The 24811-nt window shown below is 39.0% G+C and carries 23 protein-coding genes and 1 pseudogene; 13 read left to right on the top strand and 11 right to left on the bottom strand.

The annotated features are described in order from the left end of the window. Window positions 1-26 precede the first annotated feature (26 nt). The 4 genes from PE36_RS07860 to PE36_RS07845 all read right to left on the bottom strand — a co-directional run bounded on the left by PE36_RS07860 (window position 27) and on the right by PE36_RS07845 (window position 3658). Window positions 27-788 carry an ABC transporter ATP-binding protein gene (locus PE36_RS07860; RefSeq protein ID WP_006031457.1) on the bottom strand — a complete coding sequence of 254 codons (762 nt, stop codon included), beginning with the start codon at window positions 786-788 and terminating at the stop codon, window positions 27-29. Between the two features lie 69 nt (window positions 789-857). Then, on the bottom strand, window positions 858-1814 hold the full coding sequence (locus PE36_RS07855) for an iron chelate uptake ABC transporter family permease subunit (RefSeq protein ID WP_006031456.1): 957 nt from the start codon (window positions 1812-1814) through the stop codon (window positions 858-860). Then, window positions 1807-2721, bottom strand: a complete 915-nt coding sequence (vctD, locus tag PE36_RS07850) for an iron chelate uptake ABC transporter permease subunit VctD (protein WP_043994262.1) — start codon at window positions 2719-2721, stop codon at window positions 1807-1809. The genes PE36_RS07855 and vctD overlap by 8 nt, the downstream gene beginning before the upstream one ends. A gap of 31 nt (window positions 2722-2752) precedes the next feature. Next, complete coding sequence (locus PE36_RS07845; RefSeq protein WP_006031454.1) at window positions 2753-3658, bottom strand: siderophore ABC transporter substrate-binding protein; 906 nt, start codon at window positions 3656-3658, stop codon at window positions 2753-2755. Window positions 3659-3970: 312 nt separating this feature from the next. On the opposite strand from PE36_RS07845, the gene PE36_RS07840 reads away from it, so the two are divergent. Beyond that, a complete protein-coding gene (locus PE36_RS07840; protein ID WP_006031453.1) occupies window positions 3971-4309 on the top strand; it encodes a DOPA 4,5-dioxygenase family protein in 339 nt (112 codons plus the stop codon). A gap of 331 nt (window positions 4310-4640) precedes the next feature. Here the strand turns inward: PE36_RS07840 and PE36_RS24370 are convergent, their stop codons facing one another. Together PE36_RS24370 and PE36_RS07830 are read right to left on the bottom strand one after the other, a co-directional pair. Continuing rightward, complete coding sequence (locus PE36_RS24370; protein ID WP_157517769.1) at window positions 4641-4940, bottom strand: hypothetical protein; 300 nt, start codon at window positions 4938-4940, stop codon at window positions 4641-4643. 46 nt (window positions 4941-4986) lie between these two features. Beyond that, the gene (locus PE36_RS07830; RefSeq protein WP_006031451.1) at window positions 4987-5838 is read right to left on the bottom strand and encodes an AraC family transcriptional regulator; all 852 of its coding nucleotides are present in this window, start codon (window positions 5836-5838) and stop codon (window positions 4987-4989) included. Window positions 5839-6098: 260 nt separating this feature from the next. Here PE36_RS07830 and PE36_RS07825 point away from each other — a divergent pair, with 260 nt between their 5' ends. Beyond that, a complete protein-coding gene (locus PE36_RS07825; protein ID WP_006031450.1) occupies window positions 6099-6314 on the top strand; it encodes a hypothetical protein in 216 nt (71 codons plus the stop codon). A 288-nt stretch (window positions 6315-6602) separates the two neighbouring features. Next, window positions 6603-7262: a glutaredoxin domain-containing protein gene (locus tag PE36_RS07820; protein WP_006031449.1), complete on the top strand. Its 660-nt coding sequence runs from the start codon at window positions 6603-6605 to the stop codon at window positions 7260-7262. Window positions 7263-7326: 64 nt separating this feature from the next. Here PE36_RS07820 and PE36_RS07815 read toward each other — a convergent pair whose 3' ends face one another. Further along, entirely contained in the window at window positions 7327-7650 is a 324-nt protein-coding gene (locus tag PE36_RS07815; protein WP_006031448.1) for a DUF3622 domain-containing protein, read from the bottom strand. A gap of 347 nt (window positions 7651-7997) precedes the next feature. Between PE36_RS07815 and PE36_RS07810 the strand changes: the two genes are divergently transcribed. The 4 genes from PE36_RS07810 to PE36_RS07795 all read left to right on the top strand — a co-directional run bounded on the left by PE36_RS07810 (window position 7998) and on the right by PE36_RS07795 (window position 12123). Continuing rightward, the gene (locus tag PE36_RS07810) at window positions 7998-8369 is read left to right on the top strand and encodes a hypothetical protein (protein ID WP_006031447.1); all 372 of its coding nucleotides are present in this window, start codon (window positions 7998-8000) and stop codon (window positions 8367-8369) included. A 250-nt stretch (window positions 8370-8619) separates the two neighbouring features. Then, entirely contained in the window at window positions 8620-10707 is a 2088-nt protein-coding gene (locus PE36_RS07805; RefSeq protein ID WP_006031446.1) for a protein-disulfide reductase DsbD, read from the top strand. A 74-nt stretch (window positions 10708-10781) separates the two neighbouring features. Next, window positions 10782-11531, top strand: coding sequence for a DsbA family protein (locus tag PE36_RS07800; protein WP_006031445.1), 750 nt, complete (start codon window positions 10782-10784; stop codon window positions 11529-11531). A gap of 94 nt (window positions 11532-11625) precedes the next feature. Beyond that, window positions 11626-12123, top strand: a complete 498-nt coding sequence (locus tag PE36_RS07795) for a protein disulfide oxidoreductase (RefSeq protein WP_006031444.1) — start codon at window positions 11626-11628, stop codon at window positions 12121-12123. On the opposite strand, the gene PE36_RS07790 is transcribed toward PE36_RS07795, so the two are convergent. Then, complete coding sequence (locus tag PE36_RS07790; protein ID WP_043994289.1) at window positions 12120-14972, bottom strand: methyl-accepting chemotaxis protein; 2853 nt, start codon at window positions 14970-14972, stop codon at window positions 12120-12122. The genes PE36_RS07795 and PE36_RS07790 overlap by 4 nt on opposite strands. A 193-nt stretch (window positions 14973-15165) precedes the next feature. Beyond that, window positions 15166-16341 (bottom strand): hypothetical protein, encoded by a 1176-nt coding sequence (locus tag PE36_RS07785; protein WP_006031442.1) that lies wholly within the window; start codon window positions 16339-16341, stop codon window positions 15166-15168. A 17-nt stretch (window positions 16342-16358) separates the two neighbouring features. Between PE36_RS07785 and PE36_RS07780 the strand changes: the two genes are divergently transcribed. The 4 genes from PE36_RS07780 to PE36_RS07765 all read left to right on the top strand — a co-directional run bounded on the left by PE36_RS07780 (window position 16359) and on the right by PE36_RS07765 (window position 20173). Beyond that, the gene (locus PE36_RS07780; protein ID WP_232286551.1) at window positions 16359-17780 is read left to right on the top strand and encodes a hypothetical protein; all 1422 of its coding nucleotides are present in this window, start codon (window positions 16359-16361) and stop codon (window positions 17778-17780) included. Window positions 17781-17814: 34 nt separating this feature from the next. Further along, complete coding sequence (locus tag PE36_RS07775) at window positions 17815-18336, top strand: hypothetical protein (RefSeq protein ID WP_006031440.1); 522 nt, start codon at window positions 17815-17817, stop codon at window positions 18334-18336. A 324-nt stretch (window positions 18337-18660) separates the two neighbouring features. Beyond that, complete coding sequence (locus PE36_RS07770; RefSeq protein ID WP_006031439.1) at window positions 18661-19053, top strand: diacylglycerol kinase; 393 nt, start codon at window positions 18661-18663, stop codon at window positions 19051-19053. A gap of 25 nt (window positions 19054-19078) precedes the next feature. Then, the gene (locus PE36_RS07765; protein ID WP_006031438.1) at window positions 19079-20173 is read left to right on the top strand and encodes an acyltransferase; all 1095 of its coding nucleotides are present in this window, start codon (window positions 19079-19081) and stop codon (window positions 20171-20173) included. Between the two features lie 171 nt (window positions 20174-20344). Here PE36_RS07765 and PE36_RS07760 read toward each other — a convergent pair whose 3' ends face one another. Then, a complete protein-coding gene (locus tag PE36_RS07760; RefSeq protein WP_006031437.1) occupies window positions 20345-21967 on the bottom strand; it encodes a phosphoethanolamine transferase in 1623 nt (540 codons plus the stop codon). A 157-nt stretch (window positions 21968-22124) separates the two neighbouring features. On the opposite strand from PE36_RS07760, the pseudogene PE36_RS24710 reads away from it, so the two are divergent. Next, window positions 22125-22223, top strand: a pseudogene (locus tag PE36_RS24710) (IS5/IS1182 family transposase); the annotation flags it as partial. Between the two features lie 51 nt (window positions 22224-22274). On the opposite strand, the gene PE36_RS07755 reads toward PE36_RS24710, so the two are convergent. Then, on the bottom strand, window positions 22275-22871 hold the full coding sequence (locus tag PE36_RS07755) for a polysaccharide pyruvyl transferase family protein (RefSeq protein WP_369751262.1): 597 nt from the start codon (window positions 22869-22871) through the stop codon (window positions 22275-22277). Window positions 22872-23355: 484 nt separating this feature from the next. On the opposite strand from PE36_RS07755, the gene PE36_RS07750 reads away from it, so the two are divergent. Beyond that, complete coding sequence (locus tag PE36_RS07750; RefSeq protein ID WP_006031435.1) at window positions 23356-24762, top strand: O-antigen ligase family protein; 1407 nt, start codon at window positions 23356-23358, stop codon at window positions 24760-24762. Window positions 24763-24811 lie beyond the last annotated feature (49 nt).

Here is a 24811-nt window from a genome sequence, read left to right as displayed (position 1 = left end):
GTATCCCCTTAATAATGTGGTTGCTATTACTGCCCGTAGTACATGCAAATTCGTTTGCCGTTGATTTCGTGAATATCAAAATCAGTATCGTAAATTGCTGACAATGTTGCTTGATTGATGATCTCAGCCACTGACCCGTTAGCGACCACCTTACCTTGCTTCAACGCCACGATATTGTCTGAATAACAAGACGCGAAGTTGATATCATGGATCACAATAACAACGGCTTTACCTAATTCATGCGCTAAGGTTTTGATGTTTTTCATGATTTGTAATGAATGTTTAATGTCGAGATTGTTCAGTGGTTCATCCAAAAATACATAATCAGTATCTTGTGCCACGACCATGGCGATAAACGCTAATTGGCGTTGACCACCGCTGAGTTCATCAAGATACTTGTTTTCGATTAGTGTTAAATCTAAATAGCCAATGGCTTTGTCAATCACGTCATTGTCGTTGGTGGTTAGCTTACCCTGACTATAAGGATAGCGCCCAAAGGCCACTAATTCTCGCACGGTAAAGCGCATATTCAGATTGTTAGACTGGCGTAATACCGCCAATTTTTTCGCTAGCGCTTTGGTATCCCAATCTACAACGTCTTGGTTGTCGATAATGACGCTGCCACTGTCTTTATTTAATAAGCGACTGGCCATGGATAATACGGTACTTTTCCCAGCTCCATTAGGCCCTATGATCGCCGTTACTTCACCTTTAATGAAAGAAGCTGAAACTTGGTCGACAACTTTGTGTTGGCCAAATGATTTAGATAAATTGGTTAATGAAATCACGTTTTATGTATCCTACTTACTTTATTAAATAATGGCTTTAATAAATAGTGAATTTGTTAAATAGCGACGCTATTGAATTTTTTGTCGAACAAGCAGTGATAAGAAGTACAAACCACCAACAAAGTTGATCACCACACTGAGCGTGGTTGAAAAACTAAAGATTTTTTCGATGATCCATTGCCCTGATAACAACATCGACATTGCCATTAAACTGCTGGCAATAAGTAGCGTGTGATGGCGATAGGTATGGAAGAATTCTTTGGTTAAATTTGCCACGAGCAAGCCGAAGAACATCACTGGGCCGACTAAAGCGGTGGATAGCGATATCATGATAGCGACCAGAATTAATACTTGCTTGGTGACGCGACGAGTATCAACCCCTAAGCTAATTGCATTGTCATTGTCTAGCCAAAATACATCTAACACAGGGGCTAATTTGAATAACAAAGCACTGACCACAAATAGCGGGATAATACATAAATAAACCAGTTCTTGGTTCACATTGTTAAAACTAGCAAACATGCTTGATTGAATGGTTAAGAAATCATTGGGGTCAACCAACATCATGAAAAACGACGACACATTGCTGAACAGTTGGCCGAAGATAACGCCGAGCAGTAATAACGTGATGACGTTACCCTTGCCATTATTGTTGCGGAAATAAAATCCAAACAGCAATAACGAAAATCCCACCATGATCATGACTGACAAGGCAAAGTTAACAAAGGGGTTTAATAGCAAGACACTAAAGCCACCAAAGATAACCACAACCAAAACTTGGGTGAGTAAATATAAGGCATCAAACCCCATAATACTCGGGGTTAAAATCCGATTATGGGTAATGGTTTGAAACACCAATGATGATTGCGCGATGGCAATGCTGGCGATGATCATAGCGAATACTTTCGGCACGCGACGTGATAAAAAGTATTCATAATTCGAAGCATCTAAGCCAATGCCAATGAATAAAAAAGTAAAGACAACGGTGATCACAGCCAATCCGGTGAGCTTCATTGAATCAGACATTTTGCTTCCCCTTTACAATGAAGAAGATAAAGACCGTGCCACCCAGCATGCTGATGATCATCGAAATCGGGATCTCGTAAGGGAAGATGATCACACGACCAATGACATCACAAAGTAAAATTAAAATAGCGCCGATAATAGCCGTCAGTGGAATATTTTTACGTAAATTGTCACCGTAGAATTGCGCCACTAAATTCGGTACGATCAGACCTAAGAAAGGCAGTTGACCGACAATCATCACCACAGACGCTGACATCACAGACACAAGTAGAATGCCGATGAACAGTACTTGTTTGTAATTCAGCCCAATATTGGTAGCGAAGTCTTTACCCATGCCCACCGCAGATAAACGGGTTGCATACCAATAGCTAATAATGGAAATAGGCAGAGCAATATAAAGCAGTTCATAGTTACCTTGCAGAATGCTGGCAAAGTTAGCCACAGTCCACGCTGACAGGTTTTGTACCGCATCATATTTATAAGCGATAAAGGTAGCAGCAGAAGACACCACATTACCAAAAATGATACCGATTAATGGCACGTAGATGGCGTTCTTAAATTGAATGCGATGGATAAACTGAATAAATAGCAGTGTACCGGCTATCGCCATGCCAAAGATAAGCAGTAGACTATCGCCATGACCAAGAAAGACTAAACTTAATACATAGCCGAGCATGGCACATTCAATGGTGCCAGATGTCGATGGTGACGCAAATCGGTTCTGACTGATCTGCTGCATAATAAGTCCAGCAATACTCAACCCTGCACCCGAGAGTAAAATCGCTAATAAGCGGGGAAGGCGGCTGATTAATAACAACTCAATGGCATCAGTATCGCCCGCTAAAATGGCAGAGAGAGACAGGTCAGCCACGCCAATAAATACCGATGCGATGCTGAGTAATACCAGTAAAAATAATAACTTTTCAAGGTAAGCTCAATTAAAGTTTGCGTGATTGCTGCATATCTTGGATCATTTTGTCGGTTGCGGTGACACCCGAAAGTGCGATATACCACGCGTTAATATCAAGGTAATTTAGTTTGTCGTCTTTATAGGCATCGGTTGATTTAACCAGTGGATTGGCAAACTCTTCACGGGTACGACTTTTATCTTTATTAATCAGTTTGTCTTTGTCGATAATGAATAGATTAGCTGGATTGACGTTGCTAATGAATTCATACGAGATCAGATCACCATGACGAGATTCTTTAATGTTCGGCACAGCTTCTTGGAAACCAAAATCACGGTAAATAGCAGAGAAACGAGACTGTGCACCAAACGTGGTGATATTACCGCCTGCACTCATTACCGTTAATGCCTTAACGTGGTTGGTTTTGTTGTAGTTGGCAATTTCGGTGATCTGAGAATCAACACTGGCGATCTTTGTTTCTACTTTAGGTTGGATTTCAAAGATGTCAGCGAGCATACGCCATTGTTTCTGGGTGCTTTGCCAATAGCCATTCGATTCTGGTGCGAACATCACTGTTGGCGCAATTTTTGACAGTTCTTTATAAGATTCAACGGCGCGAGAACCAATAATGATCACGTCTGGTTTTTGCATGTAAATGGTTTCAAAATCAGGTTCGTTTAAGCTACCTGACGACGCGAACTCTTTGGTTTTATATTTCAACAAATAATCTGGCATCGTTGTCGCTTTACTTACCGCCACGGGCTTAATACCAAAGTAATCTAAGGCGTCTAATGTACCCGTGCCAATCACTACCACACGTTCAGGTTTCGTTTCTAATGTTGTTTTACCGAGTTGGTGAGAGACCGTGATCGTTTCAGAAAGTGCGTTAGCAGAGAATAATAAACCAAATAAAGTAGCTACAACTGATAGTTTCATATTAAGTGAAATCCAAATGATAATTGTTCGTATTACGTTATCATATACTAAAATAAACTACGATGACCAGTAAATCAAAGGTAAAGAATGTAAATCAACATTAAGTGTAAATCACTGTAAATTAACGTCATTTAGTGTTTTTTGGCGTTGGTTTTAGTGGCGGTTTTAGCTGCATTTCTATGTCAAATGTGAAGAAAGTAAAGGTCGTATTCAGCAATAGCCCTGTGTGTTATGTTGAGCCCGTTGTGTTATCAACAATTTTATAAGGCATTCTTATAACAGAGAGTTATAGCCCTATTTTATGAGGTATTTATGGATACGCCCGTTAACAGTCATGCAGACTATCATGCGCATTTTTATTTCGATGAATCATCACTCGTACATGCTAAGGCATTACGAAAGAATATCAGTGAAGAGCTGGGCTTTTATGTCGGTAATTTCAATACCAAACCAGTAGGGCCGCACCCGCAGTGGAGTTTTCAAGCCTCTTTCACAGCAGACGATTTTGAGGTGTTTGTGCCTTGGTGTATTGAACACAGGCAAGGGATTTCGGTATTGCTACATGCAGTAACAGGCGATGATTTACGCGATCACACCGAGTATGTGCAATGGCTAGGCGCACCCATCACACTCGATTTATCGCGTTTTTAGTGCGCTAAGCGCAAAGGTTATTTATCACAGTGTAAACATAGCCGATAACACCGATAGCAAAAGTAAGATCGCGAGAATTTTGTTGATGGTATCGCTTTGCTTTGTGCTGCTTAATATCTTTCTTGTTAATTGTCCGAGTAATGTCCAGCAAACAAGCGTATTGCAAGCAACGAAGAAGAATATTATTGCTAAGGTTAGATTGTGATTGAAACTATGAGAGTCAGCAGTATTGAATAAGCTGCTGACTGTCATGGCCATAAACCATGTTTTAGGGTTAATGAATTGTAGGCCTGCACCTTGAATCCAACTCGGCTTTGTAAAGGAATCACTGTTATCTGCTGTTGCTGTAGCGGGCGTCCAATATAATTTCCATGATAACCAGATTAACCATGTACAGCCTATCCAGGCCATTGTTTGTTGTAACAGAGGATAGGTAATAAATACACTGGCAAATACCTTGAGACGTTAGTAACAGAATTAACGACGCAGAACTTGCAGCACTAATGATAAAAGCGAAAGCAGAATTAATGCCATATCGATGACCAAGGGTTAACGCGATAAGGTTTGTTGGACCTGGAGTGATAGAGATAACAACAGCAAATAACAAAAAGTTTAAATATAAAGTAGTCATAACAAGATACCATTAAAGTGACGATGTAATTAGTATCTCGGTATTGTCAGCGATAGTCTGGATGATTTGTGCAGAGTTGCTGGTAATTTGCGGGGGTTAATTTATAGACTCGACGAAACCAGCGTCCTAGATGGCTTTGATCGGCAAAACATAGCTCGCTGGCTACATCTACTGGTTGATAGCCCTGAGAGAGTAATTGACGTGCTTTCACTAAGCGTAATTGGATCAAATAAGCATGAGGCGCTAGGCCAAAAGCGGCTTTAAATGCTCGGCTTATTCTAAATCTATCAGCATCAACTGCGCGAGACAAATCCTCTAAACCAATATCGGTATAAATGTTGGAATGTAAGAAATCTTGTGTTTTAAGCGCTATGGCATCAATCTTAACTGATTTAGACCGTTTTTTACTCCAATCTAAATTTGCGGTTAGTTTTTCTAACATCTGATCTAAGCAAGCATCTTTCACTATCTTCGGGTCCTGATGGTGTAACGATAAAAATGCAGATGAAATACTGGCTGACAGTGCGTTGTTACTCGATAGTGTGGAATCAAAGTTAAGCTCAAAACTACTTGGTATATTATCGAATAGGGCTAAAAATTTGTCCTTTATCCATGCTTGTGGGATGTAGAGCATCCGATAAGTAAAGCCGCCATATTCAGGTGCTTTGCCATCGTGTATTTCCCCAGGCTCAAGTAGAAAGCTACCGCCAGATAAAGATGTGTGGGTATTACGTCTGCAGTTAAACTGTTGCACGCCTTGTTCAGTGATACCAACTAAATAACTGTCATGCCAATGCGGATCATATGCATGACCATTAAAATGCGCTCTGATTGTCTCAATGCCAGTTTCAGCATCTTTACTTAATTCAAGCCAATCCGTAGTCGCTAACTCAGTCATTTTATTACTTCCTTGTAAACGAAAATACACACTCAACTTAGTTAAATATAAAATGCGGTTTGAATCTAGAATATTTGTGCGTTTTTAATTAATTACTTCTTGGGCAGTTATTTCTCTAACGTATACTAAAAATACCACGCGATACAAATTACGCTTAAAATTTGTTATTTTAAACAATATATTGAATAGAAAGAACAAAAAGCCTACCATAAAAAATGTCAATAAAACTTAAACAATATACATTTATATGGAGTCTAAATATGAACAATGATGACCTTCAACATTTATTAAACAGCATTCAATCTGAAGTTAAAAGTGATGTTACGTCTGGTAAAAATACAACTACTTATAAATTATCAGATGAAGCACTTACTGAAAAAGTGCTTGATGGACTTGCAGAAAATTTAAAGGGTTACAAAGACGTTAGAATTGACGGTAGCAATTTAATTCTGACTCATGCTGACCAAGAAGCTTAACTGTACCACTATAAGCTAAGCGCCTACCAAATATGAGGTCGTTTTAACGTCCTCATATTTCCTCCATTATTAGGACGACATTTCTAGTTACGCATTAGACATTGAAAGTTAATGCTCATCTCATACTAATCCCTGATTGCCTGCTTTACTCACAATTCGTACACTTTTGCCCATTAACAATTTGTAAGATATTGACCTGCGTCATGAGTGTTATGTCACTTATTCCAATGGTTAAAGTCGCAAGTGTGGACCATGGATGTTAACGCAACATAGAAAGGATTAAGGGATATGAAAAAGTTTATAGTGCTTATAGCCGCGATTGCATTTGTGAATCACTATAATCCAAGCCTACTTAGTTTTATTTGGCAAAAGGACGGGGCGTTTAATGCCAGTGGCACTGCTAAAGCATTGTTGTTCGTCCATGACGAATGTGGTGCGCCTTGTAACGCTGCGTTAGTTCACCTTAAAAGCAAATCGATAAAGCCTGAAGTGATAGATCTAAAAGACAATGCAGAAGGCAGAAAGCTATTACAGAGATATGTTGATAGCACAACACTACCGGTATTGGTGGTGGGCAATAACATCTATAACGGGTTTAATGCTCGTAGCTACAATGAGTTTCTGTACGAGATAAAAGGCGACAGCATTTTTTCTTGGCGAGATAAACGTGTTTATAAACAACATTTTAATGAGTTTAATCAACCTAAGGTGGTGATTTACAGTACTCGAAGCTGTGCTCGCTGTAGCGATCTTCGCGATGATTTTGATTCATATAGCATCGAATATATTGAATGGGATATTAATAACAACAGTGAAGCGAAAATCCGTTATAACATTCTGGCGCAGGCATATGGTGGTTCAAGTGATGCGTTGTTGTATGTGGGAACAAGACGGATAGAAGCGTTTGAGGTTGTTGGTGTATTACAAGCGATAAAAGATTTGATGTGAGAGTCCATCGCTAATTAAGCGTAATTAGCGATGGTAGTAAGACGTTGCTTATATCGGGGAGATATTAAGCGTCGTCTTTTTCTGATGCTTCTGATTCGTCAGATTCGTCAGATTCGTCAGATTCGTCTGACTCTTCAGCACTCTCTTCTGCATTCTCTTCAACGCTTTCTGAAACGAGGCGAATGCGACGTGCGTTACGTTCGATTTGGTTTTGTAAGAAACCTTTTAATTCAGTTTCAGCCCAAATCTTTGCTTCTTCTTCTGAAGCAAAGCCCGCTTGGCTTTTTGATACAACTGTTTTTTTAGATGTGATTTTTCTCACGATTTCAGCAGTCCAAGAGCCGTCTACTAATACCAAATTAAAATCGTACTTTTTACCTTTAGCCATGTGTCTATTTCCTAGCGATTATTCAGTGTTATATACCCAAGCTACTTTATCAGAGATTAGCTCAGGTAACTTTTTTGTGCTTTTTCATTCTACTTAATCATCGCGATACGTTTTGTTATCAACACTGGATAAAGAGAAATGAACTAGAGGGCGGGATTCTAGGCTAAAATCACAAAAATACCAGCAGTTAATTAAATTCATCACTACATTTTAGTATAAAGCAGCGATTATTAGCCATTTTTGGTAAAGAAGGGTAATTTTAATAAGCCTGACTTGTGATATTTACTGATTATCGGTAAAAAGAGACTCTATGACGAATTCAACCATAAGCTTAATCATAAAAAAATATGCGCATCACTATACCAACAAACAATGCCAATATCAGCCTGCTATTAATAGTCGTGTTTTTGATTGCTTGTATGGTTAACAATGCTTACGCATTTAATCAGCCTATCTCTAGTGGTGAACCGTTGAGTGCAACAACGACTGTTGAACTTTATAATGCCAGTTATACTGATAGCAGTGATGGCGTTTGTAAGCTGACAGAACGGCTGTTGCAAAAAGCCAGTACCCACATAGATGAACTGGTTATGGTCATTTTGATGATCATCCTGTTCAGTCATTATTTCACGCGCCAGACGCTTAATATTACCTACCTCACCAATACATTTGTACCTTCGCAACGCCGTCATCTCATCTTGTGTAAGTTCGACGAGTAATATTCTGTATACCCAAGTTACTTCAAGATGCTATAGCTTAGACATAGTTAAAGTCGCTAATAGTTAATAACCATTTGATATTAACTATTAGATATTAAAATCTTAAGTCTTTTCTGTAACTCAGGTATATTAAATAATTATTATGATCATCTATAGATAAGGTATGTGTGACTGCGCTTGACAAGATAAGCACTCTGCATAACCTGTTTATTGACAACCGACTAAATACAATTGGTATTGAAGTATCTATATGATGACTTTGAGTACTTTTTGGAGACATGATTTGAAGACAATAAAAACCTTATTTGTAACTTGTTTACTGTTTATCTCGGCGAGTATTTCGGCGCAAACAACAGGTTGGTTACAAGAACCATCACACCCACCAATTCAGTTACGCTTTATGCTGACTGGGCAAGTGGATACAACCACTAACACAGTACCCGCCGTACTTGAAGTTAAGCTTTCTGGCGACTGGAAAACCTATTGGCGCTCGCCGGGTGAAGGTGGTATCGCCCCAAGTATTGATTGGCAAGATTCGACAAACCTTGTTAACAGTAATTGGCAGTGGCCAGTACCAAAGCATTTTTCATTGCTTGGATTAGAGACTTATGGTTATACCGATTCGGTCAGTTTTCCCATGCAGTTACAGTTCGAAGACATTAATAAACCGTTAATATTAGCGGGTACATTAACCTTATCTTCGTGTACGACTATTTGTGTGTTAACGGACTATGACATCAACATGTCGGTTGAAATTCAAAACTTGCAAGCGGATGCTGACGCGATGTTTTTATATAATAAAAGCATCACTCAAGTACCGAAAAAAGTGGATGATAATAACGCGATCCAATTAGTATGGGATCACGCTAACAGTCAATTACAAGCGACAATATCTGGCTATAATTGGGGTGAAACCCCGACATTATTGATCGATGGCGACTTAGACACGGCCTTTAAACTAAAGACGGTAGAAGAGTCAGCTGATAATTTAATTGCGGTATTTAACGCCAGTAGTTGGTTGGGTGAGATTGAATTAATCGATAAAACGTTAAACTTAACCGTCATCACGTCAGAGCAAGCGTTAGAGTTCTCGACGCCTGTTATTGCAGGGCAAGTCACTATTGCAGGCCAGTCTCTGATCGGGATAGTTCTGTTCGCTTTATTAGGCGGTTTGATCCTCAATATAATGCCGTGTGTATTACCCGTTCTAGGCATGAAATTGAGCACGATTATCGATGCGCCAAGACTCGAGAAAGGTAAAATCAGACAACAATTCCTTGCTTCTGCAGCTGGTATCATAGTGTCGTTCTGGCTACTTGCCGCTTTCATCTTTGCATTAAAAGTATCAGGTCAAGCGATAGGTTGGGGTATCCAATTCCAAAGTCCTTGGTTTATTGCTGCCATGGTTGTTATAACCGCTGTGTTCTCATTAAACATGTTAGGCGCATTTGAATTTAGTTTATCGTCAAATGTACAAACGAAATTAGCAACCGTAGGTGATGACAGTAATCGTGGGCATTTCTTGCAGGGTATGTTCGCGACATTACTCGCAACGCCTTGTAGCGCACCATTTTTGGGTACGGCGGTTGCTTATGCTCTGGGTGCTGATACGGTAACTTTATTTGTTATCTTTACTGCCTTAGCGATTGGTATGGCTCTGCCGTGGTTGTTAGTTGCCACTTTCCCAAGCCTTGTCAGTCTATTACCTAAACCTGGTCGTTGGATGGGTTCAGTAAAAACTGTGTTTGCTGGCTTGTTAATGCTGACTTGTTTATGGCTAGTGACCTTGCTGTCTAGTTTCTTACCTACGCTTGCTATTTATGGTTTGTTTAGTGTTGTTAGCCTGATATTTATTGGTTTCATGATAAAACTTAAAGGTAAACGCGCAGTACTTATCAGCGTCAGTGTTGGCTTGTTGCTTGGTAGTGCTGTCGCGCTAGCGGCGTCGTTAACAACGAGTAAATGGTCAAATGGTTTACCTGAGGACTTAGCTTGGCAAGAACTTGATACCGTACGAATCGAACAGGAAGTTCAAGCTGGCAATACGGTATTTGTGAATATCACCGCTGATTGGTGTATTACCTGTAAAGCCAATAAGATCGGAGTGATATTGCAAGATCCTGTATACAGCACACTGCAAGCAGAAAATGTGGTGCCGATGGAAGGTGATTGGACTGTTCGTTCTGAAAAAGTGACAAATTATTTACAAAACAATGGCCGTTTTGGAGTGCCATTCAATATTGTTTATGGGCCTAAGGCGCCAAGCGGTATACCACTGCCGGTCATTTTAAGTGACGATGCTGTGATGAATGCAATTAAGCAAGCGAGTGGCGAATAATCATTAATTTCTGCCCTGCGTGTATGCGTGGGGTATGACGATTCGGAAAACAAATTTAATAGATAGGAATAACAATGAAAACGAAATTATTAGCACTTTCCACCACTATTTCAGCCGCTCTTTTAGCAACACAAATGGCGTGGGCTGAACCGGTAAAAATCGATACGAAAGCAGAGTTTAACCAAATGCTGAAAGAAGCCTTGGTAAACAACCCTGAGATATTAAAAGAAGCGATTATTGCACTGCAGGCACACGAACAAAATAAAGTAAAAGCGCAGCAAAATCAAAGTTTAGATGACAATCAAGCGGCTTTGTTTAATAACAAAATGGATCCGTGGATGGGCGCTGAAAATCCAGAATTAACCATTGCTTACTTTACTGACTTCAATTGTCCTTACTGCAAGAAAATTGAACCATTATTAGACCGTTTAGTTGAAGAGTACCCAGAAGTACGTGTGGTCTATAAATTGGTACCTATCTTAGGTCCAAGTTCGAAAGAAGCAACTGATTTAGCCTTAACTGTGTGGGAAAATGAACCTGAAAAATTTGCTGATCTACATAAAATGTTAATGTCGCGTCCAAGTCGTTTAGACAGTGGTGCTATCGCTAAAGTGGGTAAGATAACCGGCACGGATGAATGGTTAGATAATACGGCCGCGAGTGCTGAAACGACAATTGAAAGAAGTATGACGTTGATGCGTGAGTTTGGACTAAGTGGAACGCCGGGTCTTATCTTTGGTGATCAAATTATCGGTGGTTTAGTGCCTTATAGCCAACTAGAGAAACAAGTTAAAGCGGCACTTGCGGCTAAACGTAAGCAATAACAACCGAGTCTACCAATTGCATTGAATCAATCACACATTATTGAATGCAGTTGGTATTAATATTGGTATGCGTATGACCAAAGGAAATGATTAGATGAAGCAACGACTACTTGGTTGGATAAAACAATTAGTAATATTTATGTTGTTAGCGCTGGTTATTACCACTGCTGTCGATGTATGGCGTGGCAAAGATTTACCAAAAGATAACCCTCCAGCTTTAGTTGGTACGACATTGAAAGGTGAGCAGGTCGATCTTGCTGAGTTAAGTAAAGATCAAGCCGTGGTCGTTTATTTTTGGGCAACCTGGTGCCCTGTGTGTAGTTTTGTTAGCCCTGCTGTTGATACGTTGTCGGAGTACTATCCGGTGGTTACTGTGGCGCTAAGCTCAGGTGAAGATCTGCGGGTGAAAAAATACTTACAACATCATGAGTATGACTTTGATGTGATCAACGATAAAAACTATGAGCTGGGCAGCGACTGGCAAGTAAAAGTAACCCCCACCATCATAATTATTAAAGATGGCGAGGTTAAGTGGTTAACCACCGGATTTACCAGTTTACCTGGGGTCTGGTGGCGTTTAATGATGAGTTAAAACTCATCCCAATTGTCGTTATTTGATAATGCGGCGATTGCCTTGTCATTGGATTGCTTTTTCTGCGCCGTTACTGGCTGAGCTGGTGGTTGTCCACTGCGTCGGTTGCGGTTCGCATTCGTTGAGCGGGGTTGGGTACCTTGCTGACGTTGTGCACCTTGATGATGTGGTACATTTTGCATTTGTTGTTCTTCTTGCTCTGTTTGTACTAGCTTAAAGAATTGGATTAACTGGGTCATGTGATTGACCTGTTCAGACATAGCGGAGCTTGCAACGGATGCTTGCTCGACCAGTGACGCATTTTGTTGAGTCACTTCATCCATTTGATTCACGGCTTGGTTTACTTGCTCAATACCGCTAGATTGCTCTGTCGCCGCATTACTGACTTCAGCAATCATATTGGCTACGTGTTCAACCGAATGCACTATCTCTTGTAATGTCTCACCCGATTCATTGACTAATGATGAACCTATTTTTACTTTTTCAACACTGTCGCGGATCAGGTCTTTAATTTCTTTCGCTGCATCAGCTGAGCGTTGTGATAGATTTCTGACTTCAGCAGCAACGACAGCAAATCCACGTCCTTGTTCTCCGGCTCGTGCCGCTTCTACTGCCGCATTTAGTGCCAGGAGGTTGGTCTGGAAGGCAATCTCATCAATGACACCAATAATGTCATTGATACGGTTACTCGCAGTGAGGATCTCCTTCATTGCCGAAACGGCTTCTTGTACGGTTTTACCGCCATTTTGGGCTTTATTTTTGGCCTCCGTCGCCAACTTATTCGCTTCATCGGTATTGGCGGCACTTTGTTTCACGGTTGCCGTGATCTCTTCCATGCTTGAGGCTGTTTCTTCTAATGAGCAAGCCTGTTCTTCCGTACGTTGACTGAGATCGGTATTACCCAGTGCGATCTCGTGTGATGCGGTACTTACCGTATCTGCTGATTCACGGATTTGGCTGATAATGGACGTTAATTTATCAATCGTGTTGTTTGCATCATTTTTGATTTGTTGAAATTCACCGTTGTATTCTTGCTCAATTGACTGGGTTAAATCACCTTCGGACATACGAGAGAACAAGCCCCCAACATCACTAATAAATAATGATGAGCTTTCCAGTAATTCATTTAATCCAGTGCTTAACTTCGTAAAGAATTCATTCTTACCTTCAAGGTTAATACGTTTGGATAAATCTCCATTCGCCGCCGCTGCAACAATCTCGTCGATTTCTTGTTCGATTGCCAGCTCTGCGGTTTTATCACTCCATTCAACCACAGTACCTAGGCGGTCATTCGCTGCGTTTGTCACCGGATTCAGCGTTAACTGCATCGTTCTGCCACCAATTTTGATATTAGCCTGATGGGTAGATGACAGACCTTGTAGCATCTGCTGTTGATGTTGTGGACGTTTATGGAATACATCGATACTTGAGCCGAGTAAACTGGCGACATTAAAGTTGGGCAAATCTTTTTGGAAATCTTTTTCAGCGTGCTTAAGTAATTTATTAACCGACTCATTCATATAAATAATATTACGTTGTCCATCTGCCACCATGACATTTGCTGTCACGTTATCTAAGGCATTTTTGATACGTAATGCTTCTTCAGCGGTTAAACGTGACTCTTGAATATCAAAGTTGAGTTTGGTCTGGGTGACGTAAATTGCTTGGAATAATTTACCAAATTCACTGTTATTACGAATTTCAAATTTGTTCTCGTATTTACCTTCATTGATTTTGCTGAAAATACCAATGAGCTGCTTGATTGGCTTAATGATTGCTCGACTTAGCACCATTATGCCAAGTAAGGCCAAGATAAGGAACGTAGCGAGTCTTTCTGCACCTAAACTAATAAATGAATCGGCGATTTGCGTATGCAGGGTATTCGAGGCCTGCTGTGTGAGTGATGCGTAGTTTTGTTGTAATTGTACAATGGCATTAAGCGCGGGTTTGTCATCCACTTTCACACTGGCGTCAATCTGGCTTATCCCTGCACCATTAGTGATGAGAGCTTGAACGCTATCTAGATGCTGTCGATATTGCTCTGCAACATTGATGATGTCTTTTAATGCGTTTTGTTCTAGTGAACTAACACCAGATAAGGCTTGATAACGGCTGATTTGACTCAGTAATCCGGTATAACCTTGAATAAATTGAGCTCTGTAATTGTCATCTTGACGGAGAATATAATTTTTGAATTGATGAATAACACCGCCATACCCTAATGATGCAGTTATCTCATTGATAAGCGTACTACGCGCTGCAATGTTCGTTTGGTAATTATCCCAAGCCGTATCAATTTTGTGCACGTTATCATATTGAACAAGTGCGCCAGCCATTAAGATAAAGGCGACAAAGGTAGTCAATATTGAAAGCTTGGTTTTTAGTCCTGCGTTAGTGAGTATTTTCTTGAGCGTAACAAGTGGTTTTTTACGGGGTTGGTTATCCGCATTCATGGCCTGATAGGTAAGTTCAGCCTCTTTAGTTTCTTGCTGAGTCGGTTTGGTTCTAACCGACATATATTCTATCACTTGGCCATTTTTCTTGATGGGGATGACATTCGCGACTACCCAGTAAAAATCACCATTTTTCACTCTGTTCTTAATGACACCAGTCCAAGGGTTACCTTGTTGTATTGTTTCCCAAAGGTCTTTAAAGGCCGCGGGTGGCATGTCTGGATGCCGCACTATACTGTGGCTTTTACGTAACAATTCAGCCTCGGTAAAACCACTGATTTCGAGAAATGCTCTATTCACGAAGGTAATAGAGCCTTTTAGATCTGTTTTGGAGACAAGAATATCTCCTTCTTTCATAAACTGTTCAGTATCCGTAATTGGCATGTTGATTTTCATTGCCATTGCCTCCAGCTTGGGTAAATTCCTATATACCCAAGTAACTTGGGTATGAACAACCCTAGTTATAAATTGGTATTATGAGAGGCATTAGTAATAGAAATCAAATTATTGCGATCTAGATCTTATAAAGTATATTATATTCATGGAATTATGCGGTGCTAGGCATCAGACAAAAAGCGATCTAGTCATGCTATGAAGATAATGGTTTTACGCCTTTCAATACCGAGACCGTATAGCCGTATTGATTTTGATAAAACTTAGAGATAAAACCACTGATGTAAATGTATGATTTTTCAGTAATCGATTGGCTATGATTAAATTGCACCACGCGACCGATATCATCTTTACCCCGTATATCGTAGCGTTTAGTCACAATTTGGTACTTGCAGCTATTAACTGTGATACGACAACGTACATAATCCCCCAGTTTGCCTTTTAAGCGTAAAGTTTCGCTAATATTGCTGCCATCGTTATGTAATGCGAGTTTTTTGTCGGTTGCTAGTGGTGATTTATGACTTAATAAACCTTGGTTATTGACGATGTAATTCGAGATGATTAATGCCGCTGTGGCGAGTTCATTTTCAGCCAGTACACTTTGTCCACACAACTGTTTTAACTTATCGTTTAGACTGGTTGATTTCATTTGCTTGGTATACAAAATGGCTTTTTCTACAAACTCAAAACTCAGGTCTTTAGGGTATGACGATGTTTTATAGCGCTGAGCTGCTTTGTTGTAACTCGCATGCTTAAAGTCATGATGAAACTGGATCGCGTCTTGTTTACTGACAAAACCATGTTGGCGAATTTCGTCTTCGACAATTGCTAAGTATAAACGTAGCGGGGCACCGGATGAATAATTTTGGCTAAATACACTGTTTTGCAGTTGTTCAAGATGCTTAACTAATGCAGGTAGTTTTTGTAAATAATGCACAAATGGCATTAACTCGGGTAAGCGTTTTTTTACACACGTTAAATGGGCGCAGAAGTCACCTTGTTGCGGATGGTTAAATATCAACCCCTGACTGCGATTCGTGGTGGTATTGCAGATGCTGCAAATGCGGGTGAAGCCTGGATTTTTTAATAAGTTGATTGGTTGCGCATATTCATTTATCGCATAGATATTTTTGTTATCAGTGATATCATAATAGGCTTCGATAATATATCGCGCGTGACTTTGTTCCAAAAGTTCTAATGTAATTTCATAACCTTGAGCTGTCACCAGTTGGTCTGCTTTTTTTACTGTCAGCGCCGATACTGGATTAACAGTAACAAAGTCTGAAAAAGCAAAGGAATCAAAAGGTGCAAGTAAGTCTTCTATGGTAGACTTTAGGTTAGCGTATTGCTCAGTTGTAATTAAATATGGCATTGTGGTGTTAAACAGTTATGAATAGAAAAATGGAGAGCACATACTTTATCGTGCCCGATCATATCGCGCAATCATCATCACTTTCTGATGCTGCATTTCGCTTATTAGTATGGATGTTATGTAAAAAGAATAAAGATCGTATTGCGGATTTTTCGCGTTTTTCGCTGCAATCTGATAAGCAGCATAGCATTACTGAACTGATTAATAAAAACTATCTTCAGCAAGATGATACAGGCTTGTACATCAATAATGCCATTATGTATGAAGACTTTAAAGAACAGGTCGCAGCGCCAGTGTCTGCAGTGGATCCAAGCCTGCAATATTTCCAGCAGGTTTTTGACTTAGTGGCCGAGTATTCTCAGAAACGGCTGAATTTCAATAACAGTAAATTCCGGGTTCGCTGTGATGAGTTCATGCGTCAAGGTTTTACTATCGAACATATTAAAGTGTTATGTATTCAGCTTAATAGTCGTAATCCAACGTTTGATTGGTATGAACTTGATAGTACAGAATTACAGCATATTAAGGACGTATCAGCGGTTAATCGGGTGAATACGCCAGCTAGTATTAAGCCGATGAACAACCCCGCCTCTGAAGCGCGTCAGCCTTTTCAACCAACGCTCAGCCGCCAAGGCGTTAGGCATATCCAAAATCAAAGTGGTTTTATGCCGAACTACCATCAAATTAGGCAAGATCCACAAAAAATGGCGGATATTAAACAGGTCTATGACTATTGGTTTAGATCTAAACGTTTACAGCAATCACAATATATTGTGCCAAAGCAAGCCCATTTTGAGAAGTTACACAGCCTATTAATGTTACATTCTATTGCAGAGCTCAAGCGTGCGGTAGATGGGGTTGACCATCGCCGTGACTTGGTGAATAAGGGCCGTAATTTTAATGATATTTTTACTAACTCGGGCAATATTGAGAGCCTGATTAGTTTAGCGGATAGCATGGAAGTCAGCCAAGCTGATTCTCCAGCGTTACGCATTTTTAATTATTGGCTTGAACGTACCCAGACTGCAGTCGGCATTAATTTACGTATGACCGCAGAGCAACGTGATAAGTTATTACTGCGCTTGGAAGTATTCTCCGAAGCTGATCTTAAATTAGCGATTGATGGTGCCCAGGTTGACCCCTATTATCAATCGGTTAACTTTGCTTTTGGTCTATTATTTAAAGATGATACGAGTGTGCATAGCCTGATATCGTTAGCATTGAATGGTAAGCAAACTGTGTCGAGAGCCAGTCGTAAAGATAGCAACTTAAATAAAGCCTTAGCTGATATGGGGATCAGTAAGTTAACCGTAGGCATGACAGCGCAAAACGGCGGACAATCACGACCTTTGATGAATGAGCGAACGGTAACACAAGCGCCATTAAAAACATTACCAGCACACTTTATTGATCCGGGTTTTACCGACGGTGATGATTAACGCATTTAAACACTAAATTTTAATAGTAGGGCGTATGGAACAAACAATTAGTTTAACTCAGCCACAAACAGAAGCGATTGCAACTATGTACACCATGCTTGCAAGTAGTTTTCCGTCATTTAATTATGATTATGATTCGGCACAATTTAATATCTGGAAGCTGACATTTACCAAATATGCGCCAGAAGCGGTTATCAAGGTCGCAGAGCAGATCCCAACACTGCGTCGCAGCAATGGTTTACCTTATGATTTCCCGCCGAGTTTACCTGTGGTCGCGGATATGATCATGCGCGAGTCTATCGTATTAATGGGCCATTCCGACCATGATAAAGCTTATGAGCGTTTGTTTAAATTTAAACGTAAGAGTCCGGCGGAGCGTGCTGCGACTGGGGATAATTTTGTGTATACCCTATATCGCCAATTAAACAATTACATGGCGATGGACGCTGATAAATTCCGCCCTATTTTTACCCGTGAATATTTGAAACTGGCAGATGGTGTCACCAAAGGCACCACGGTGTTAGACGAAATACCACTGGCGATTGAGAGTAAATAAGCATTGCTGGCTAGTGTATGCACTGGCCTTTGATGTCGGCGATTCGAACTAATCTGATACTAAGCCTGTCTAGAGCAGGCTCCCCCCAACTTTGTCATCTTTTGTTATATACCTTTAATTGAGACCAAAAATATATTAACAAGTGTTACTCGGTAATATTTAATATGTTGTAACAACAGAAATGCTCTATCATTTTAATATAGTGTAATGATCAATCAGATTAAGTGATATGGATCAATACCAGAGCGCACCGAGCTAAGACTAATCTTCTATAGTTGCTCGTATCCTATCTCTAATATGTAACTTATTTTATTGAGGATATTCATGAAGCAATCCCGCCCTTTGAATCACCAAAGCGGAAAACCAGGTTATACCGGTTTGAAACGAATATTTAAAGCGACTGGATATTCTATGCAAGGGCTACATGCAGCGATTAAATATGAACCTGGAGTAAGACAGGAATTACTGTTATTGCTGATATTGACGCCTGTTGCATTAATGCTGGAGGTGGCTAATGTTGAGAAGATATTATTGGTTGGAAGCCTCGTATTAGTGTTGATTGTTGAATTATTGAACTCTGCAGTTGAAAGCACGGTTGATCGCATTGGCAGTGAATACCATGAGTTAAGTGGCCGTGCTAAAGATATAGGGTCTGCCGCGGTATTTGTGAGCCTCTGCCTTGCTACATTTGTATGGTTTATGATTGTGGTTTTATAGTGATAATTATAAAAGGGACCTGCATATGATTTGGAATGGCATTACTAAGGTAGATTCGAATATTTTAAAAGGTTTGGGTATCTTAATGATTGCTATTCATAATTTCATGCATCGTTTTCCTACCCCTAGCGAAAATGAAATGGAATTTACGTCGGGAAAAGTGCTCAATTTATTTGATATTTTATTCACTGAGCCCGCTGGTATTATTCGTGCACTATTTAGCTATTTCGGTCATTTTGGCGTGCAGATATTTATCTTTTTAAGTGCTTATGGCTTAATGAAAAAATACGCTAAAAATGAAAATAAGCTGTTATATATAAAATTTATTATCGAGCGCGTTGTAAAAATTTATCCGATGTTTTTACTCGCAATCGTGTCATACTTTGTTTTTATGTTTACCTTTAATGTTGTTTATAATGGTATGGGGTTTGCTGAATGGTTTGTCCCTCTTTCAAAACCACTTATTTTAAAATTATCTCTGTTATATAACTTTTATCCTAATCAAGGTTTATCGATAGTTGGACCCTGGTGGTTTCTATCGTTTATCTTTCAATTTTACTTAATATTTCCATTTATACTGGCTATGTTCAATCGGTTTGGAAATGTATTTTTAATCGCTATTAGCTTAGTCTGTATAACTATTTCGTTGCTGACTAACGGTTATTTATATAGTGATGTCAGTGTGTTCATTACCGTTATTGGTCACATGCCGGTATTGTGTTTAGGGATTTATTTAGCGCAAGATAAGCCGGTAAATTTACCAAATTGGTTGTTTGGTATTTCAATTGCAGCATTCGCCGCAGGCAATTTTAATGAATATGCCTTCTTAGTGAGTCATTTCTTTTTTTGTATTATCTTGCTCTTTGTTTTTAGTTTTATATTGAAACACATTGAAGAGGGCAGTTTGGTGTTCAAAACATGTATGTTTTTTGGCACGATCTCAATGCCGTTATTTTTGGTTAATGGCTTCTTAAGAACGCCTTGGGAAAGTATGGCCCGTGGGATAAACAATGAATTAATAACCATTGTATTATGTTTATTGTTTATGACAATCGCGTCGCTTTATTCGGTGTTTTTGTTGAAGGTTAATAATAAATGTCATGCTATATTAAAACGGTAAATCTTCGACGTCATGCCTTATACCCTCTGCTTTTGATTTACTGATTGTGCATCTTGAAGTCGCTTGGCTATATAACCTCGTGTCACTTTCAAACACGGCACCAAGAACGAGAACTGCTCACCTGACTGATTTGTCGTGGTAGCGACTATTCTTTGCTTATGTTTAAAATATCTATTTGGTAAAGTATATTATTTCTGAAGAATCATTCAGCACATATTTTTCTTGCTTAATGCCTGGGTAGAAAACAGATTTAGTATAATCAATTTGTGTTGCAGTAATGCCTAACCATTCTGCGAAAGTATGTGGGAAATCTCTCATGTAATATGTTGTATTTTGAACGTCACTGTTGGTTTTGCTACTGGAAATAAATATAAGGGGTACTTCAAGTGCTTTTCTCTGAAATAAATTCCCCACACCATGTGTTTTATATGGTTTGTTTTCTATATCCACTAGCCCGTGATCTGAAAAATAGATGACTTCATAATCTAAAGAAGTCGATTTGAGCAGAGAAATTACTTTATTCATAAATATGCTCGTGTTTAAGATACTATCATCATAACAATTTTGGTCATTGCTCAATTTTGCTCTATAGGAATCGTCTAATTTTATTGCGTTTTTTGTTCTTTCACAAAAGTCGAAATGAGAACCAATCATATGAAGAAAGTAAATATTATTTGCATTACCATCTAAATGCGTTGCTAAATCCTCGATTAACACTAAATCAGAATTTGCTTGTTCATAATTCTGATTGTGAAATATGGTTAAATCTGTTCTTTTCGCAATATTAGTGATGGGGCTATCATATACCCCAATCTGACCTTGATTAGAAAACCAGAATGTATTGAAACCAGAAAGGTTTGCTAAGTCGATAATGTTTAAGTTGTTATTAATATTAAGTTTATTATTGATGGCTAAAATTCTGCTTAAGGCCATACCAGTTTGGGGGGCCGGTGCAACAGGATCTGAAATTAAGGTCATACCCCTTGTTTCTGTTAGAGGTTTAGTCGTCTTCCTATGATATCCGTATGAGAATAAAGACGATTTTTGTACTGACTCACCAATAATGACTACATAATTTTTACTCTTGGATGCATTTGCAACCGTGATATTTTCCCATTCTACTGTGATCGGGCTATTTTCAATTTCTTTCAATTGTGAATATGAGTGTGATAAGGGAATGGGTTTTAATAAGGGCATATTAAATAAAATGTAATAAACTCTACTCATAGGGGTACGCACAACTTCTCCCGTAGCAGAAATCGATAATATAGAGTTGTTCTTAGCTTGAGATGACGATATACCAATTAATAAGGTTAGTGTGGAAATTAGAATTAAATTTTTTTTAAACCCGAATGAATGTTGGTTTATTTTAAATAAAATAACCGGCGTTATAATAAGTTGTAGAAATACAATTAATGGAATGTCAAAAGAATTAAACATTTCCATACTTTCTTTCGTATTTGTTTCCATGATGCTGGTATAACTACCAAGTTCAAAACGACCATATTTAATACTAACGAATAGCGTTATTGATGAAATGGCACTGATAATAATAAATAACAACAAATTTAGATATTTTGATTTGAAAATGGAAGATATGATTAAAATGAAAATAGTGCTAATGCTGGCTTTAAGTGTAACGCCAATAATGTATTTCATATTTTCATAGTTAAAAACGTTGCTTAAATACTTCACATCTACAATTATGAAAACATAATATATATAAATCAATGAAATATAAACCGTTAAATATATTATACTTTTAGATGAATTAAGTGCTTCTTTTTTTAACATTTAATGTATAACCAATGTAACGATATGTATACATAATATTAGGCGATAAAAGTGGAAGTGAAGCTTAGAATGTGAACTGGCGTTGTTGACTAAATCAGGGAACCTTTCGTAAATCTTGTGATCCGATCATTATCACTGATTTAAAAAGGTTCATCTGATGAGTAAGTCGAAGAACAAAATCACAAACTGGCCAGAGTATAATCGTGCGTTAACTCAACGGGGCTCGATTACATTTTGGGTAGACGAATCCGCCATATTGCCATCGATTCAACGGGCTTAAAAGTGTTTGGCGAAGGTGAATGGAAAGTTAAGAAGAGGGAAAGGAATTAAGTAATCGTTGTTGAATTTTATTAACATCAGGTAAAGAGCTTGGTGTAACAGATAGCGCCTCGTTCAATGAAGTACAAACTGGAAAATCACTTCTCCCAGACCCCAGATAATAATCTTGGTATTTCTCAATTCCTTCTCCATTATTATCTTTTAATAAAACAGCTGGAATGCCAAACGACTCAGCGATGATAAGACCATGTAGCGAACTAGAAATTACTTTTTTTGTTCTTACTATTTGAGACATAAATTTGGGGACGGAACCTTTTGTTTCTAAAATGAATTCAGCGTTGAATTTATGTTTATCTTCATTGTAATGGGGGATCATAAGATACTCAATATCTTTGACTTCCGATGCAGCAAAATATTTAGACGATAATAGGCCAGGGTCACCGAATACCTCAGGAACATATATTCCTCTATTTTCTAAAAACATTTTTGTTAAAGGACCTCTAACAGCCCTAACATCTAACTGAGTGAAGTTATAGTCCGTATCTTGTTTATTTGAATTATAACCAGAGCCCCAAATGACATCACCATCGCTTGCATTATCCAAAATAGATCCTATCGCAAGCATTTTTTTATCAACTTTAAGTTTTTCATTTTTTTCACGCATAACATGCCAAACTATATATGCGGATAAAATATCACCTACGTTAAACGCCCTCTGAATTACTCTATATTTATTACCTGGATTCCACCAATATAAAAAATCTGTATCTTTTAAAATCGTTTTCAACTCCCTGTTTAGAAATGGCAACATGTAATATCCATCCTTTAATATCGTTATGATTATGAAGTTATATTTAATATTAGGCGATAAAAGTTGAAGTGCAGCTCAGAGCGTGATCTTATTAATTGAATGCAGAAATTACAGCAAAGTTAGCACTATCCAGTGCGTAGTACCTCATTCTGGTTGGCTTTCAACTTGGAAACGGAATCGTTACATCTAACCTGTTACAAATAAACATTATTTTTATGTTGTGCTAACCTCACTTTTGTATATTCCTGCTTTACTTATTATGTTGCTTCAGCATTAGGTCAATAAGCAGGGATGTTTAATGATAGATCTCAATACGTCTAACCCACGTTTACAAATACTACTCAGTTTGATACTAACCCTTGTGGTTGGCCTATTGTGGTATAAAACCAAAATGTGGTTAGTGCCTGCGGTATTTGTGGTTACGCCGTTAGTGTTGATTGCGTTGTTAAGGTTCCCATTTTATATTGTCATTACCTTTATTATTTTTTCCTACTTTCGTATTCATGAAGCCTTTCCGGTACTCATCCCTTTACATATTCCTTTAGCATTTTCGCTAGCGTCTTTTTTCGTACTGGGTTGGCATATATTCTTAAGCAATAAAATTAAAATTTACTGGTCGACAGAACTGACCTTAGTCTGTCTATTCTTAGGTTGGGCCACGTTTGGGATCATGTTTGCTTATAATAAAGCTGCCGCGTTTAGCACCTTTAGTGGCGTATTAAGTAAAGTCTGGGTGATGACGATCGCGATCTGTTGGCTGGTACGTACTATCCATCATTTTCGTATTGCTACTTATTTATATGTGGTCGCTGGCGTGATGGTTGGCTTAAAAGCAATTAGCAATAAACTACAAGGGATTGGGCTTGTTGAGGGGACGCGGGTAACTATTTCTCGAGATATAGGCTCGTTAATTGGCGACCCTAATGATTTGTCATTAGTGTTGATGTTCCCCATGTCGTTTACCTTATCTAACTTGCTACAGCCGAAAATAGGTAAATTCCATCGCGCATTATTAGCGGTTGCGTATGTTATTTTATTTTGGGCAATTATCGCAACGCAAAGTCGTGGTGGGTTAATGGGGATCATGGCTGTGACGGGCTTTTTTGCCTTTAAACGGATCAAAAATAAGATATATATATTAGCAGGCGGCGCTATGTTATTGCCTATTTTATTAGTGATGGCGGGGGTTTCCGACCGCTCGTCAGGTGGTGCTGCAGAAGGAGGGGTTGATGAATCCGCAATGGGTCGTATTTATGCGTGGATGGCCGCATGGGGTATGGCGGTAAATAACCCCTTTACGGGCGTGGGCATAAATAATTTCTACCTTAATTATTATTTTTTTAGTCCGCATTGGGATGGTAAAAACCATGCTGTTCATAGTACTTGGTTTCAGGTGTTAGCTGAAACGGGGTTTGTCGGATTAGGACTGCTTATTACCCTTATTACGCTGCTGTTTAGACGGTTGTGGCGCACTGAAGTAGAGAGCCGAGTGTTACCTATTAATGAACGTAATACTATCGTAACCTGTAACGATGGTATTTTTGCTGGGTTGATAGCATTTTGTGTGGCAGGGACATTTTTGACACAAGGTTTTACCTGGCCCCTGTATATCTTATTATCGATGACCGTGGCTTTAGCTAAAATCTTGTCGGAAAGACTCGCCGATGAAGATCTAACTAAAGTAGTCAAAGATGCTGCAAATTAGTGATAAAATTAACCTCATGAGTTAAATAATACGGGGGTTTGTGCTATGT

Origin of the sequence: Moritella sp. PE36, from assembly GCF_000170855.1 — a bacterium.
Classification (GTDB): Bacteria; Pseudomonadota; Gammaproteobacteria; order Enterobacterales; family Moritellaceae; genus Moritella.
The sequence above is the reverse complement of the archived record's forward strand: the minus strand, read 5'-3'. Positions and strand labels throughout refer to the sequence as shown.